16 protein-coding genes are annotated in these 14,776 nt (G+C 43.6%); 5 read left to right on the top strand and 11 right to left on the bottom strand.

Annotated elements, in window-relative coordinates; translation table 11 throughout:
- Positions 1-129: 129 nt before the first annotated feature.
- Complete coding sequence (locus ACEW80_RS23000) at positions 130-696, top strand: HD domain-containing protein (RefSeq protein ID WP_373528814.1); 567 nt, start codon at positions 130-132, stop codon at positions 694-696.
- A gap of 270 nt (positions 697-966) precedes the next feature.
- On the opposite strand, the gene ACEW80_RS22995 is transcribed toward ACEW80_RS23000, so the two are convergent.
- Positions 967-1,983 carry a ribose-phosphate pyrophosphokinase gene (locus ACEW80_RS22995; protein WP_373528813.1) on the bottom strand — a complete coding sequence of 339 codons (1,017 nt, stop codon included), beginning with the start codon at positions 1,981-1,983 and terminating at the stop codon, positions 967-969.
- 543 nt (positions 1,984-2,526) lie between these two features.
- On the opposite strand from ACEW80_RS22995, the gene ACEW80_RS22990 reads away from it, so the two are divergent.
- The 3 genes from ACEW80_RS22990 to bioD all read left to right on the top strand — a co-directional run bounded on the left by ACEW80_RS22990 (position 2,527) and on the right by bioD (position 5,598).
- Positions 2,527-2,949 (top strand): hypothetical protein, encoded by a 423-nt coding sequence (locus ACEW80_RS22990; RefSeq protein ID WP_373528812.1) that lies wholly within the window; start codon positions 2,527-2,529, stop codon positions 2,947-2,949.
- Positions 2,950-3,184: 235 nt separating this feature from the next.
- Positions 3,185-4,918, top strand: a complete 1,734-nt coding sequence (locus tag ACEW80_RS22985; protein WP_373528811.1) for a protein kinase — start codon at positions 3,185-3,187, stop codon at positions 4,916-4,918.
- Positions 4,918-5,598, top strand: coding sequence for a dethiobiotin synthase (gene bioD / locus ACEW80_RS22980; RefSeq protein ID WP_373528810.1), 681 nt, complete (start codon positions 4,918-4,920; stop codon positions 5,596-5,598). Before ACEW80_RS22985 ends, bioD begins: the two co-directional genes overlap by 1 nt.
- 124 nt (positions 5,599-5,722) lie before the next feature.
- On the opposite strand, the gene ACEW80_RS22975 is transcribed toward bioD, so the two are convergent.
- Both ACEW80_RS22975 and ACEW80_RS22970 read right to left on the bottom strand, forming a co-directional pair.
- Positions 5,723-5,986, bottom strand: a complete 264-nt coding sequence (locus tag ACEW80_RS22975) for a type II toxin-antitoxin system RelE/ParE family toxin (protein ID WP_373528809.1) — start codon at positions 5,984-5,986, stop codon at positions 5,723-5,725.
- Positions 5,983-6,195, bottom strand: a complete 213-nt coding sequence (locus ACEW80_RS22970; protein ID WP_373528808.1) for a hypothetical protein — start codon at positions 6,193-6,195, stop codon at positions 5,983-5,985. Before ACEW80_RS22970 ends, ACEW80_RS22975 begins: the two co-directional genes overlap by 4 nt.
- Before the next feature lie 209 nt (positions 6,196-6,404).
- On the opposite strand from ACEW80_RS22970, the gene ACEW80_RS22965 reads away from it, so the two are divergent.
- Positions 6,405-7,622, top strand: coding sequence for a M20 family metallopeptidase (locus ACEW80_RS22965; RefSeq protein WP_373528807.1), 1,218 nt, complete (start codon positions 6,405-6,407; stop codon positions 7,620-7,622).
- 23 nt (positions 7,623-7,645) lie between these two features.
- Here ACEW80_RS22965 and ACEW80_RS22960 read toward each other — a convergent pair whose 3' ends face one another.
- The 8 genes from ACEW80_RS22960 to ACEW80_RS22925 form a co-directional block, all read right to left on the bottom strand.
- Positions 7,646-8,086: a type II toxin-antitoxin system VapC family toxin gene (locus ACEW80_RS22960; protein WP_373528830.1), complete on the bottom strand. Its 441-nt coding sequence runs from the start codon at positions 8,084-8,086 to the stop codon at positions 7,646-7,648.
- A 76-nt stretch (positions 8,087-8,162) separates the two neighbouring features.
- The gene (locus tag ACEW80_RS22955) at positions 8,163-8,435 is read right to left on the bottom strand and encodes a DUF2281 domain-containing protein (protein WP_373528806.1); all 273 of its coding nucleotides are present in this window, start codon (positions 8,433-8,435) and stop codon (positions 8,163-8,165) included.
- 101 nt (positions 8,436-8,536) lie between these two features.
- Positions 8,537-10,504, bottom strand: coding sequence for a response regulator (locus tag ACEW80_RS22950; protein ID WP_373528805.1), 1,968 nt, complete (start codon positions 10,502-10,504; stop codon positions 8,537-8,539).
- Entirely contained in the window at positions 10,504-10,980 is a 477-nt protein-coding gene (locus ACEW80_RS22945) for a response regulator (RefSeq protein WP_373528804.1), read from the bottom strand. The genes ACEW80_RS22950 and ACEW80_RS22945 overlap by 1 nt, the downstream gene beginning before the upstream one ends.
- A complete protein-coding gene (locus ACEW80_RS22940; RefSeq protein WP_373528803.1) occupies positions 10,977-13,370 on the bottom strand; it encodes a PAS domain S-box protein in 2,394 nt (797 codons plus the stop codon). The genes ACEW80_RS22945 and ACEW80_RS22940 overlap by 4 nt, the downstream gene beginning before the upstream one ends.
- A 4-nt stretch (positions 13,371-13,374) precedes the next feature.
- A complete protein-coding gene (locus ACEW80_RS22935) occupies positions 13,375-13,614 on the bottom strand; it encodes a helix-turn-helix domain-containing protein (protein WP_373528802.1) in 240 nt (79 codons plus the stop codon).
- A 105-nt stretch (positions 13,615-13,719) separates the two neighbouring features.
- On the bottom strand, positions 13,720-14,001 hold the full coding sequence (locus ACEW80_RS22930) for a hypothetical protein (protein WP_373528801.1): 282 nt from the start codon (positions 13,999-14,001) through the stop codon (positions 13,720-13,722).
- A gap of 25 nt (positions 14,002-14,026) precedes the next feature.
- Positions 14,027-14,530: a pentapeptide repeat-containing protein gene (locus ACEW80_RS22925; protein WP_373528800.1), complete on the bottom strand. Its 504-nt coding sequence runs from the start codon at positions 14,528-14,530 to the stop codon at positions 14,027-14,029.
- Positions 14,531-14,776: the final 246 nt, after the last annotated feature.

The raw sequence follows: 14,776 nt of genomic DNA, 5'->3' as shown, positions 1-14,776 counted from the left end.
GTTGTTGGCTGATTTTGCAGCAAGTGCGATCGCACCCCAACAGGACTTAGACAACAATTAAGCCTAAACTAGCGATCTTCGCAGCAAACAAGTCACAATAAAGCGTCAAACAATCGAACTTTAAACGCTATGCTGTCAGAACACTTTACCGCAGCTCTGATATACGCCACCCAACTGCACGCCAACCAAGTTCGTAAAGGTTCAGGTGTTCCTTACATTGCCCATTTATTAGGTGTCGCCAGTATTGCTTTAGAATACGGTGCAAATGAAGATGAAGCGATCGCAGCCCTCTTACACGATGCCATCGAAGACCAAGGTGGTGCTGCAACACGAGAAGAAATTCGCCGCCGTTTTGGTGAAAATGTCACAGCAATTGTCGATGGTTGTACTGATGCCGATACTATACCTAAACCTCCTTGGCGACAACGCAAGGAAGCATACATTGCTCATATTCCGACAGCTTCACCATCAGTACTACTCGTATCAGCAGCAGATAAACTTTATAATGCCCAGTCGATTCTCAAAGATTATCGCGTATTGGGGGAATCAGTTTGGGAACGTTTTCAGGGAGGGAAAGCAGGTAGTCTATGGTATTATCGGTCACTAGTCAATGCCTTCAGCAATACTCAAACCACTGCGATCGTTGAAGAATTAGAACGGGTCGTTACACAAATTGAGGTATTGGCCAAAAAATGAAGGATGAAGGTTAAAAAATTTTATCGAACAGAATTCAGGAGTCAGGAGCCAGAATTCAGAATGGATTCTGTACAACTGGCGGATAGCGCCACGAAGAGCGAGTATTCGTACTCCTGCGGAGAAGCAAGCTACGCGCAGCGTCTCGCAGAGAGCGTCTTGATTCTGACGCCTCGGCGGAGCGTCTCCGGCTCCGCTCCTGAATTCTGACTTCTGAATTCTTCTTCAACTTCATCCTTCACGCCTGTAAAATGAATAGCAGTCTTTTATTGGCTAACGGAACATACTACTGACTGAAGTATCTTCATGAATCCGCCAGATAGTTTCTCCTAAGACATTGGCTACTGACAGCACGACTAGTTGGGGAAAGCGATCGCTTTCTGGTATGGGAATCGTATTGGTGACAATGACTTCCTCAAATAATCCACTAGACAACCGTTCCGTCGCTGGTGGAGAGAACACTGCATGAGTTGCACAGGCGTATACCTGACGCGCTCCTTCTTCACGCAATAATCGTGCCCCTTCTGCGATCGTGCCTCCAGTGTCGATCATGTCATCCACCAAAACCGCCGTTTTGCCTTTAACATCGCCGATAATATTTAACACTTCTGCAACATTGTGTGCATGACGACGTTTGTCAATAATTGCCAGTGGGGCATCATTCAGCTTTTTCGCAAATGCTCTCGCTCGTGCTACACCGCCAACATCGGGGGAAACAACTACAACGTCGGGCAGCTGTTTGCTTGCCAAATAATCCAGCAACACTGGCGAACCATAAACATGGTCAAAGGGTATATCGAAATAGCCCTGAATTTGAGCCGAGTGCAAATCCATTGCTAAAACGCGGTTAGCACCTGCTTCGGTGATCAAGTTAGCAACCAACTTGGCGGTTATTGACTCTCGTCCTGCCGTTTTGCGATCGGCGCGGGCGTAGCCATAGTAGGGAATTACTGCCGTCACCTGTCGCGCAGAAGCTCGACGACAGGCGTCAATCATAATCAGTAATTCCATCAAGTGATCGTTTACGGGTTGACAACATGGCTGGATTAAATAGACATCACAACCCCGAATCGATTCTTGGATTTGAACGTAAAGTTCCCCATCTGCAAATCTTTTGCGAATCATTGGCCCCAAGTCCATGCCCACATAACGAGCGACTTCTTGAGACAGTTGTACATTGGCAGAGCCGGAAAACAGCCGCAGGCGATGATTATCGGTCAGTCCTGTTGCAGATGGTTGCACTTTTAAATTGGCAGAACTGAGTACAGCAGATCCTTTATGTGCATTCATAGCAATATTATCATTAGAGATTTAATAGATTTAACCGAGAAATAGCCTAAAAAAACATCTGTGAGTTTTGTTGAAGCTTTCATCCAAAATTTAAACATTTCTACATAAAGTTATCCATCTTGGCAAACAAGCTATTGATAGCTTAACTGACATTAAGCGCATCCACTATGTCTATAATTTCGATTTTTTTAGGTTAAAGTAAATAACCCTAATCTCTTAAACATTGGTGTGGTAGGTTCTTCTAACTATCTAATTTATCGCTGACATTAAAGCATTTACAACTTAAGTTAAGTGATACCAAAGTTTGTTCTCATGCAGTATAGCACATAGCACTAAGTATTTAAATGGTAACTTATTATTCTAGAGCTTACGCATTGACAAAAGTGAGAATTACCCAAGCTAGAAGACGCTGGCAGTGGACACAATTGACCCACGTACAAGCAAATTTTTAGATAAAGATTGGATAAATTTTAAATAAAGATTGAATAAAAATATTCTTTTTGATACCAAAACATTAATCATAATCTGCGACTCAAACGGATAGTGATTTTGGATATTGGAGCGATCGCTACCGGCTTCGTCCTGCGAGCCTATGCCGGTGCTGCTGCTAACGGTATTATTTTATCAGCTTGGTTTTTACTCTGCACTGCAACGCTGGCGCTATTCTTGGGTATTGAAAAGCGCAAAGCAGAACTTCGATTAGCACAAATTAGAGGTAACAAGTCTCGCTCTGTCCTTAAAGACTATTCCTTGCTCCTATTGGCTCGCATGGAAAATGTCGTCACCACTAGCACGGTTGTTACCTATGCTCTTTGGAGTGCAGATATAGTTCTTCTCGCAGTTACTCGTGACTATCTGCTTCCCAAAGGAGTAATTGAAAGAGAGACAAGTAGTTTGTATAACCTGGATTCTAAAGTTAGTTTTGCCTATTTCAAAATATATCGTTTAATCAGGAAGAAAAATTGATAAGTAGCTGTGATCAACTATGTTCACTCTTCGGGTGACGCTATGCACAGTCGCTTCTGGAGGAAAACTATCCTGTAGCGCTGCTTCACCAAAACGAATGCGTGTCAAGTTAGACCCTGCTCTTTTGGGACTTTACCCTTGGGTATAGTAGAATATTGCCGCACGTAATTGTCCGTCACCTCTTAGACTTAATCTTTGTGGGGACTTGCTTCTCAGTTGCTATTACACTCAATCAATGGATCATCAACCACCGATTACAGTTGGCACCCTCTTGCAAAACCGTTATCGTATAATTCAAATTCTCGGACAAGGAGGATTTGGTAGAACCTATCTGGCAGAAGACCAGAGGCGCTTTAACGAACTTTGCGCGATCAAAGAATTGATTTCAACAGCAACGTCGGCTTTGGCTTGGGAGAAGGCACAAGAGCTTTTTCACCGAGAAGCTGCAATATTGTATCAAATAGAACACCCACAAGTCCCGAAATTCCGCGAAAGATTTGAGCAAGACCAACGCTTGTTTTTGGTGGAGGATTACGTTGCAGGTCAGACGTACCGGACTCTGTTGGCTGAACGCCAAGCTGTTGATCAAACCTTCACGGAGGCTGAAGTATTGCAGTTGATGCACTTGTTGTTGCCTGTTTTAGAGCATATTCACAGTCGAGGGATTATTCACCGGGATATCTCGCTAGAAAATATTATTTTGCGAGATAGTGACGCTAAACCTGTATTGATTGACTTTGGGGTAGTCAAAGAACTGGCAGAGCGTTTACGATCGCCAGATAGTGCCATGCCAGCAACCACTGTGGGAAAATTAGGCTACTCTCCTAGTGAACAAATGCAAACAGGTGGGGCTTATCCTAGTAGTGATTTGTATGCATTAGCGGTAAGTGCGATAGTTTTGCTGACTGGTAAAGAACCAAGCGAGCTATTTGATGAAAACCAACTAACTTGGAATTGGGAAAGGTGGGTAAGAGTTAATCCACGATTTGCTATAGTGTTGAATCGAATGTTGAATCATCTACCGAGCGATCGCTACCAAAGTGCTGCTAATGTATCTCAAGCACTGCAATCTCCGGCTGAACCCAGTCTCCCTACCCTGAATGTGTCAAATTTGCAAACAATGGCAGTTAGTCGCCGCCCTGATCTAGTACCACCAGCAACTTCGCCAAAAAGACCTGCTGCGGCAATTCCACCAAGTAATACTAGTTCAGTCTTGGATAATCCGTTAGCGATCGCAGCAATTGCTATTACTGTAGTGATCATAGCGGGATTTGGTTCTTGGGCACTGGTAAGTTCGATCCGTGGTCAGTCGAAAACACCAAATGAGACGCTTCCCCAAAATTTCCCTTCACCAGTGATTTCTGGTGGTACTACATTCACATCTACACCAACGCCCGAAAAACCTGTTATATCTAGTAAGCGCCTCAATCTTAGAGCATCTAATCCTACTACGGTTGAAGATACTCTCAAAGCAAATCAAATAATCCGGTACACTTTTTTTGGGCGGGAAGGAGACAAGTTAACTACGTTTATTGACCCAGGAAGCAGCATTTTACTAACAGTCTTAAATCCCGATCAACAACCCATTGATCTTAATGCCCAGCAAGTAACATCTTATGAAGGCACATTGCTGGTTACTGGTAGATATACTATTGAGTTAACTCTGGTTTCAGGAGTTGCCGAAAGCAATTACAATCTCAATGTTGGATTAGAAGCATCAATCCCAATTCCGACAGAAACACCAACGCCAATTCCGACAGAAACACCCACCCCAATTCCGACAGAAACACCAACGCCAACTCCGACAGAGACACCAACGCCAATTCCGACAGAAACATCAATCCCAATTCCGACAGAAACACCAACCCAAATTCCGACAGAGACACCCACCCCACTGCCTACGACTGGTGAAACGCCAACTTTTCCGCCAGCTGATGAAACACAACCATTTTCTGGCCAAAGAAATTAATGTTAAACACACTGCTAATTACGGGAACTGATACGGAAACTGGTAAAACTGTTTTAACAACAGCGTTAGCAGCCTATTGGCAAAAATATTACCCACAGCGTAGCTGGGGAATCATGAAACCAATTCAATCGGGAATTGGCGATCGCGAATGGTATCAAAAGCTATTCGCGCTAGAACAATCTGCTGAAGAAATTACACCATTGTACTTTCAAGCACCTCTGGCTCCTCCCATAGCAGCAGCGCGAGAAAATCGCCAAGTAGATTTGGCAGTGGTTTGGCAAGCTTTGTCTAAACTGCGATCGCATCGTGATTTTGTGCTTATAGAAGCCTTGGGAGGGTTAGGTTCGCCAGTAACGGAGGAATTAACGGTGGCGGACTTAGCCGGAGAATGGCGTTTACCAACGGTATTGGTAGTGCCAGTTAGATTAGGTGCGATCGCTCAAGCAGTGGCAAATGTCGCATTAGCTAGACAATCGCGTGTCAATCTCAAAGGTATTGTGCTGAACTGTGTACAACCGCGAACTGATGCAGAAATAGCCGACTGGACACCACCAGAGTTGATTCAATCATTAACTAACACGCCAGTTTTAGGCTGTGTGCCTTATCTAGATAACCTGACTGATTTAGATAAACTTGCTCAAATAGCATCAGATTTAGATTGGGAAACACTAACACTTTAAGAACGAATAAAACCCGGATTGTGGACATCCCACTAGGACTTGCAGCAATCCTCGACAAATATCAACCCAAGCCAGGGGCAATGTTCACCGATATGCTCGGTGTGACTGAGCTTCGCGTTGAGTGTCAATCGTCCCTATAAACTTCTCTACGATGTCCTACTTTGACAACAGTTACTACTAAGACATCATCGTAAATATGATACAAAATCCGATAATTGCCTACTCTGATGCGATAACGATTTTCACCATTTTTTAATTTACCGACACCATCAGGCCGAGGATCAAGAGCTAATTGTTGAATTTTGCTCTCTAGCCTTTCTTGAATATCTACGGGTAACTTTTTGAGTCGTTTAGATGCACTTGAGGAAATTTCTACTCGATAGCTCATGCAATTTTTTGCTGATGTTCTGACCAAGTTAAAGTGCCATTTTCCGCGATATCTTTTAATCCCTCTTCAAAATCTCTTTCGTCTGACTCATCTTCCTGTTTACGGATTTGTAACAATGATAAAATTTCTTGTAAGGTATCATCATAAGCCAGTTCTAATTGTTCATTAATCGCCTTGATTAAGGCTTGCTTTTTAGTTGTAGTTTCCATATTTCTACTCTTTTTAACTGCTCATCATTGTTTATACTTTAAACACCTTATTTTACTCTAAAAGACTGTTTCACCGCTTCTAGAGAAATCATCAATTATTTGTCATAAAACCTACTTAAGCTCTAAGTAGTTACTTAAGACTCGTCCAACTTACGTTAAACTGGAAAAATAATCTAAGTTAGCTGTACTGAAACTAGCTAGTCTTTATAATGGTTTCCACTTTCCCAAATTCCTCTTCTGTTGACCTATCTCGTATCCGACTGGCAATCCGTTCATTGCAACCACAATTGATAGAATGGCGGCGGCGACTGCATCAACAACCAGAGTTGGGTTTTCAAGAAAAACTGACGGCGGAGTTTGGATCACAAAAGCTGCAAGAATGGGGAATTGAGCATCAAACTGGCATTGCCCACACTGGCATTGTTGCCACCATCAAGGGTAACAAATTAGGTACAGAGAAAGTTTTGGCAATTCGGGCTGATATGGATGCTTTGCCAATCCAAGAACTCAACGAAGTGCCGTACAAATCGCAGCATGATGGAGTGATGCACGCTTGCGGACATGATGGGCATACTGCGATCGCTTTAGGTACAGCTTACTATCTCCAGCAGCATCGTGAAAACTTCTGCGGTACGGTGAAAATTATCTTTCAACCTGCGGAAGAATCACCAGGAGGCGCGAAGCCGATGATTGCAGCTGGGGTACTGAAAAATCCTGATGTTGACGCAATTATTGGTTTGCACTTGTGGAATAATTTACCTTTGGGGACTGTAGGTGTTCGGGCTGGGGCGTTGATGGCAGCTGTAGAGTGCTTTGACTGCATAATTTTGGGCAAAGGTGGACACGGCGCACTACCCCATCAAACTATTGATTCGGTTGTCGTTGCGGCTCAAATTGTGAATGCCCTGCAAACCATTGTTTCTCGGAATGTTAACCCTATTGATTCAGCAGTGGTAACAGTGGGCGAACTTCATGCTGGAACCAAGCGGAATGTGATTGCTGATACAGCGAGAATGAGTGCCACTGTCAGATATTTTAATCCTAGTTTTAAAGGCTTTTTTAATCAGCGCGTCGAGCAGATTATTGCCGGAATTTGTCAGAGTCATGGTGCGAGTTATGACTTAGAATATTGGTCACTTTATCCGCCAGTAATTAATGATGCGAAGATGGCAGAATTAGTGCGGTCTGTAGCAGAAGAAGTGGTAGAAACGCCTATGGGTATTGTGCCAGAATGCCAAACTATGGCTGCTGAAGATATGTCATTTTTCTTGCAAGAAGTACCTGGTTGCTATTTCTTTCTAGGTTCTGCGAATCCTGAGAAAGATTTGGCTTATCCTCATCATCATCCCCGGTTTGATTTTGATGAAACGGCGTTGGGAATGGGTGTGGAGATATTTGTAAGATGTGTGGAGAAGTTTTTCAATTAGCTGTTTTTTTAACCATACTTAATTTACACCCAACTTTCCCAAGAAATTTCTCTTACTTGTCGCATTCGCTCAAAGTCGCTGTCAGATGAAACAAGAGTCAATGAATGACGTAAAACTGTAGCAGCTATCCAGAGGTCATTTTCACTAATGCCTATGGTACTTAGTTTGGTTGTTTTACGTTTATTTTTTTCTTTTGGTCCGAATTGTTTAATAATTTCTGATTTAAAATCACCGTATATTTCTGTTGTTTCTTTGTCGATACCATATAAGTTAATTCGCTTGATAAATGCATTAATTTTTATTAAATTAGCGGCTTTCTGGTGTGAATTTTGTGCCATAAAGTGCAACTCACCAGCAACAATAACACTGGTTGCTAATTGTACTTGACCAAGCGATCGCAAGTGATTTACAACGCTAGGCACACCCTCCATCAAGAAGGAACAATGATTAGTATCAAGTCTCAGGCTGCGTTCCTACCACTGCGACTTTGCAACGGCTCCATCAAGAAGGAACAATGATTAGTATCAAGTAGATACATAATTAAAATTCTAGAGGTATCCGACTGTCATGAACTAATTGCAAGCATTCTCTGATGTCCGATCCTTGCCAACTGCCCACAAATTCTAATAAATCTTCAGCAGTAGAACCTGTTAAAGTATGCTCCGTTCTCAGCGTTTGAACAGAATGGCTATCTGAATATATGCTGTTTGTTTGATGTTTAGCTTGCAAAAATTGCACAAAATCTAAAATTTCCTGCAATAGTGGTTGAGGTAATTTTTCTAGTTCTTGGTTAATTTGTTCTTTAATAGTCATTATTACCACTCTGTTTACATTAAAAAACTGGGTCTTGATTTATATATTATGTCCATATCTCAATTTTTAAATATTTGGTGATGTGATTAAAATCCTAAATTCTAACCACATCCGATTAAGTTGGAAATCGCTAGGAGCAAATCCTCTGGTGCTACAGGTTTAACGATGTGCTGTTGAAACCCGGCTTTTAATGCTTGCTGCTGATTAATTTCGCCTGCATAAGCAGTCAAAGCGATCGCTGGAAGTTGTTTTTCCCCTGTTTCTGCTTCCAGAGCGCGCACCTGTTCTATTAGCATATAGCCGTTAATTTCTGGCATTCCAATATCGCTGAGTAAAATATCTGGCTTTGACTTTGCTAACGCTTGTAATGCTTCATTTGCCGATGTCGCTGTAGTCACGATCGCTCCAAAATGTTCCAGCACAAAACTGAAAAAGTCGCGGGTGTCAGCATTGTCATCCACAATCAAGACTTGTATTCCCATCAGCGGAGAGGAAACAGGAACGGCAGTTGAGGAATCAGCATTCGTGTCATCCTCGATTGGTGTACTGTCCTTAATTAGCGGTAATCTAATTGTTAAGATAGCTCCCTGCTCCTCGCCAGGACTTTCAGCCCAAACCGTTCCGCCGTGCATCTCAACTAAGTGACGAGCGATCGCTAAACCTAAACCTAGCCCACCAAACCTTCTAGTTGTTGTACTGTCACCCTGACGGAAATAATCAAATACATGAGGTATAAAGTCGGGGTGAATGCCCTTACCTGTGTCGCTCACCGTAATCTGCGCTTGAGCATCGATGCACTCCAATCGCACATTTACTTTTCCTTCTGTTGCTGTAAACTTGACGGCATTGGATAACAGGTTCCAGAGGACTTGCTGTAAGCGGGCTGAATCACCCAGAACTTTCCCAATAGTCGGATCAAGCATCGTCTCAATTTGAATAGTTTTTGCCTCTGCTGCTAAACGCACTGTTTCCATTGCGGCTTCAATGGTGGATGCTAAATTGACTGGGATCATATTGAGGTTGAGTTTGCCTTGGAGGATGCGAGAAACATCTAGCAAGTCTTCAATTAGTTGAGCTTGTAATTTGGCATTGCGCTCAATGGTTTCAAGGGCTTTTTTGAGCGATGTCTCATCAAATTTACGGCTCTGTAATAGTTTTGCCCAACCGAGAATCGGATTCAAGGGCGATCGCAATTCATGGGAAAGGACGGCCAAAAACTCATCTTTTATCCGGTTGGCGGCCTCTGCTTCCGCACGAGCTAATTTTTCTAGTTGCAAAAGGCGATCGCGTTCTTCTGCGGTTTGTTTGCGATCGGTGATGTCAGTTAGCATGGCGATCGCCCCCAAGAACTCATTTTGTTCACCAAAAATAGCTCTAGCAGAAATCAGTGTCCAAATGTACGAACCATCTTTGCAGCGCAATCGACCTTCTTTAAGATCATTCCTTTCTTGCTTCAGCCATTCCAGATTCTCTTGAGCTACCATACCATCAGCCTGATCGATAAAATCAAACATGGAACGACCGAGCATTTCTTCCGCCGTATAGCCCAACATCTGTAACATCCGTTGATTTACAAACTCTGTTCGGGAATCAGAGTCAATCATCCAGATTCCTTCATAAGAAGTATCAACAATTCGGCGATACTTGGCTTCACTCTTCTGTAAAGACTCCTCGGCTTGCTGGCGCTTCCGCCGCTCCTTGGCTGATCGCAATGCTCGTTCTACCGATGGAACTAACCGCCTTAGTCGTTGCTTCCACACATAATCCGTTGCACCGTTCTTCAAAGCTTCGATCGCCAATTCTTCACCCAGCGCCGCAGAGACAAAGATAAAAGGAACTTCGGGACAATGATTTCGGGCAATTTCTAAAGCAGAAATTCCATCAAAAGATGGCAAGGCATAATCAGCAAGAATTAAATCGAAAGTCTCTGTTTTTAGAGCAGTTAGAAAATCAGCGCCGGTTTCGACTCGGATCAGTTCGCAATTAATTCCCCCTTCAGTTAGCATCGCTTGGGCAAGTTCTGCATCTAAGGGGCTATCTTCCAAAAGCAGGAAACGCAGGACATTCATTAGTCGCTCTCCTGTTGACGATGAGGTGCAGGAGGTAAAGCACCGACGGGAGGCTGATTGATCACTGCCCAAAACAGTCCAACACTTTTAATAGAATTGACAAACTCATGGTAATCGACTGGCTTAACAACATAGGCATTCACCCCTAACTCATAGCATCGAACTAAGTCTGGTTCCTCACGGGAAGAAGTAAGTACAACGACTGGAATTACTCGCATTACTGGGTCAGATTTGAGTTGTGCCAGTACTTCTAGTCCGTCAATTTTAGGTAGTTTCAAATCGAGCAGCACTACAACAGGATACCCTTCCATTCGCAACCGAAACAACCCCCGGCGATAAAGATAATCTAGGGCTTCTTCTCCATCACGTACCACCACCACTTCGTTAGCAAGATGATTTTCCGACAAAGCAGCTAGGATTAACTCTGCATCGTTGGCACTATCTTCAATCAGCAGAATTCGCTTGAGTTCTTTCATTCACCCTCCTTCTTCGACAACTTAGGCAGCGAGAAATAAAAGGTGGCTCCCCGATCAATTACAGCCTCTGCCCAGACTCGGCCATTGTGTCGATGAATAATGCGCTGTACGTTTGCCAATCCAACACCGGTACCTTCAAATTTTGGGTCGCTATGCAGGCGTTGAAATACTCCGAATAGCTTGTGGACATATTGCATATTAAAGCCTACGCCGTTATCTTGTACAGAAAAGATAACTTCGTTTTCATAATTAATACTCCCAACAGTAATTTCTGCTGGGTTTCGAGTTTGGGTATATTTTACGGCATTGCCGATCAAGTTGCGAAGCACGAGCCGCAGCATGGAAGGATCGCCCTGCACTTCTGGCAGTGACTCTATATGCCAATGGATGATGCGTTCTGGGCTTTCTGTGATCAAATCGCGTTTTACCTCTTGTACCAATTCCTCCATATTGAGGTTGATATAGCGCATTTCGGTGCGCCCCATGCGAGAAAATGTCAGCAACTCATCGATCAATATTCCTGCCTGTTTGGCTGTTTGGGCAATTATCCCCAAATAACGCTGACTCGTTTCATCTAAGCTGGTTGAGTTATGGCGCTTTTCTAACAATTCTATAAATCCGGCGATGTGGCGAAGCGGCGATCGCAAGTCGTGAGAGACTGAATAGGAGAAGGATTCGAGTTCTTTATTGGTGGCTTCAAGTTGGGCTGTGCGCTCTTGAATCCGTTGCTCTAGCATTTCGTTGAGTTGTTGCAGGGCGGCTTCGGCAACTTTCCGGTCGTGGATGTCGCTGGCAATGCCCACCCATTTGATAATCTCTCCATCTGCATCTCGAAATGGTAAACCCCGGACAATATGCCACCGATAGCTACCATCAGAAACTCGACGGAAGCGAATTTCTGCTTCGTAGTTTGTAGCGTTAGCAACAGCCTGCATCGAAGTTTTAAAAACGCGATGCCAGTGGCGGGCTACGCCTACGCAATCATCAGGGTGAATGATATCAATCCAGCCATAGCCAGAGGTCTGCTCCATTGTCAGCCCACTATAGTCTAACCAGTATTGATTGCAATAGGTAATACCATCATTGCGATCGCCCATCCAAATCGCCTGTGGCGACACTTCGGTTAAAATTCGGTATCGCTCCTCGCTGTCACGTAGCGCTTCTTCTGCTAGGTTGCGATCGTGGATATCAACACAGGAGCCGATATAGCCGAGAAACTCCCCTGTTGGTGCAAACCGAGGTACACCAGTATCAAGAAGCCAACGGTATTCGCCATCAAAGCGTTTGAGGCGATATTCCATTGTAAATTTTTGTCGGGCATCAAAAGCATTGATGTATGTATCTAAGCAACGCTGAAAATCATCAGGATGAACACCTTCAGCCCAGCCATTGCCCATCTCTTGCTCCATAGTCCGCCCGGTAAAATCTAGCCAGGGTTTATTAAAGTAGTTACAAAGTGTGTCAGTGCCGGACATCCACACCAGTACAGGAGCGGTGTCTGCCATATGGCGAAAGCGGGCTTCACTTTCACGCAACGCTGCTTCTGCCTGGTTGCGTGAGCGTAGCGCGGCTTGCTGTTCGCTGATATCAGTGATTAACGCCGCATACCCTTCAACGGTTCCTTGATTATCAAACTGGGGAACGTAAATAGCATTAATGTAGCGTGTGCCACCATCTTGATAAGGAATTTGACTTTCAAAAGTAACCTGTTCTCCTGCCAGTACTTTTTCTACATAGGGACGAATTACTTTATAGGCGGATTCACCCAAAACTTCCCAAATATACTTTTCATAAACTTCTGCAGCAGGATGCCCAAACCACTCTTCATAGGCTCGGTTATTGAACCGGTAGCGTTGTTCTGAATCTACAAAGGAAATCAGAACTGGCAGCGTATCGGTAATCAACCGAAGTTGTGTTTCTCGTTGTCGCAGTGCTTCCTCATTAGACTTTACTAAAATCTCACTTTGGTGTAATGACTTTAAGCTTGCTTCAGCTTTTTGTTGGGCTGTGCGGCGTGATTCGTTGAGCAAGCTAATTAATCCTGCTGTCAGCATGAACACAACTAACGGTACTAAAATGTTCAGATTTGTAATGTTTAGCGAATAGAGTGGTTTTAAAAAGAAGTAGTTAATTGCCAAAGTAGATAAAACTGTTGCAAATAACCCCGGAGCCAAGCCACCGTACCAGGCACTCACCATCACCGCAGCAAAAAACAGCGCCGCAGGCGTTGCACTCAGATATGGAATTAGTAGCAGGGTTGTCCGCAGTGCTAAAGCAACGGATAGTAGAGCAATACCATAGTGCAGGAGTTGCTCCCGTATCAGTACTACTTTTTCTCTTTTAACAACAAAGATGTTTTCGGGTTTAAGTGCCTTCACTTTATGACTCATAACCCTACTCTGCTTCGGGAAAATACTGACTCAGCAATCTTTTGCCGGGTTCACCCATCTTCAATAACATTTCTTCGATTAGTTTTAGCGCTATCTGTGAAGGCTGTGTATGCCCATTTTCCCAACGGTTGACTGTTTTAAAGGAAACTCCTACTTTCGCAGCAAACTGTTTCTGAGAAAGATTGAGTTCCTGCCGAAGCTCCCGAATTAAATCTAAAATTTCCAGCCGCTTTGTTACAGACATCTTCCCTTTCTATTCCCATAGAATGATTAGCATAGGACAAGTGTCTTATTCTTAGTCTCCTACTTAGGGAATATTTTCTCTGTTTTCGTCTATAACTAAACTGTATTAGTTCAAAGGCTCAACTTCGAGGTTAAAAGGTGCAACTTCGAGGTTAAAAGGTGCAACTTCGAGGTTCAAAGGCTCAACGTTGAGGTTCAAAGGCTCAACTTCGAGGTTCAGAGGCTCAACTTCGAGGTTCAGAGGCTCAACTTCGAGGTTAAAAGGTGCAACTTCGAGGTTCAAAGGCTCAACTTCGAGGTTCAGAGGCTCAACTTCGAGGTTCAGAGGCTCAACTTCGAGGTTCAAAGGCTCAACTTCGAGGTTTAAAGGCTCAACGTTGAGGTTCAAAGGTGCAACTTCGAGGTTCAGAGGCTCAACTTCGAGGTTCAGAGGGTGAAACTTCAGCTTTCCAATGTTCAGGGAGTTGAAGATTTTCCGGTAGGATGGTTGTGCGATCGCCTTTTGCCAATTCAATCTGCTGTTCTTCTAGATTTTCGGCTCCCCAGAGGTATGCCCCTTGCAGATTGGTTTGGGTGAGGTTTGCCCTTTGCAGATTGGCTTGGGTGAGGTTTGCCCTTTGCAGATTGGCGTAGATGAGGTTTGCCCCTTGCAGATTAGCTCCCCTGAGGTTTGCTCCCCTGATGTCGATATTACTTAAATCTAATCTTTGATTTTCCAGCTCATTCTGATTGCGCCGTCCAATTACGGTAAGGGCTGCTTGAATATCCGTCCGAAGGTTTTGTTCTTGCTCTATCTCCTTTGGTTTTTGATAATTCCAAGTATTGACTATTATTAATGAGTCTGTATTTTCTATATTTTTCTCGGAAAAATCCTTCAAAGGTGCATTCTCTCGCACAAAAGCAGTGAGGACTTCCATGATTGTCCAGTGATCATCTTTGGAATCTTTGGCGATTCGTTCTAAAGTATAAATTGCCCCTAATCGCGTTTCAATCTTTTCATTTCCAAGCTGTTCAATCGCATTCCAGCAATTCTCATTTTGAAAAAAAATCAGAGAAAATTCCGTTACTTAAATAGAGAACTTGTGTCGAAGCATCATTTTTTGACAGATAATTATCATCCAACGTTGGCGATAGAGAGATTTTCAGAAAAATGTCCATGAAAA

This window comes from Nostoc sp. (genome assembly GCF_041747015.1).
Taxonomy (GTDB): Bacteria; Cyanobacteriota; Cyanobacteriia; order Cyanobacteriales; family Nostocaceae; genus Nostoc.
Note: the sequence above shows the minus strand (reverse complement) of the source record. Positions and strands in the feature narration are given on the sequence as shown.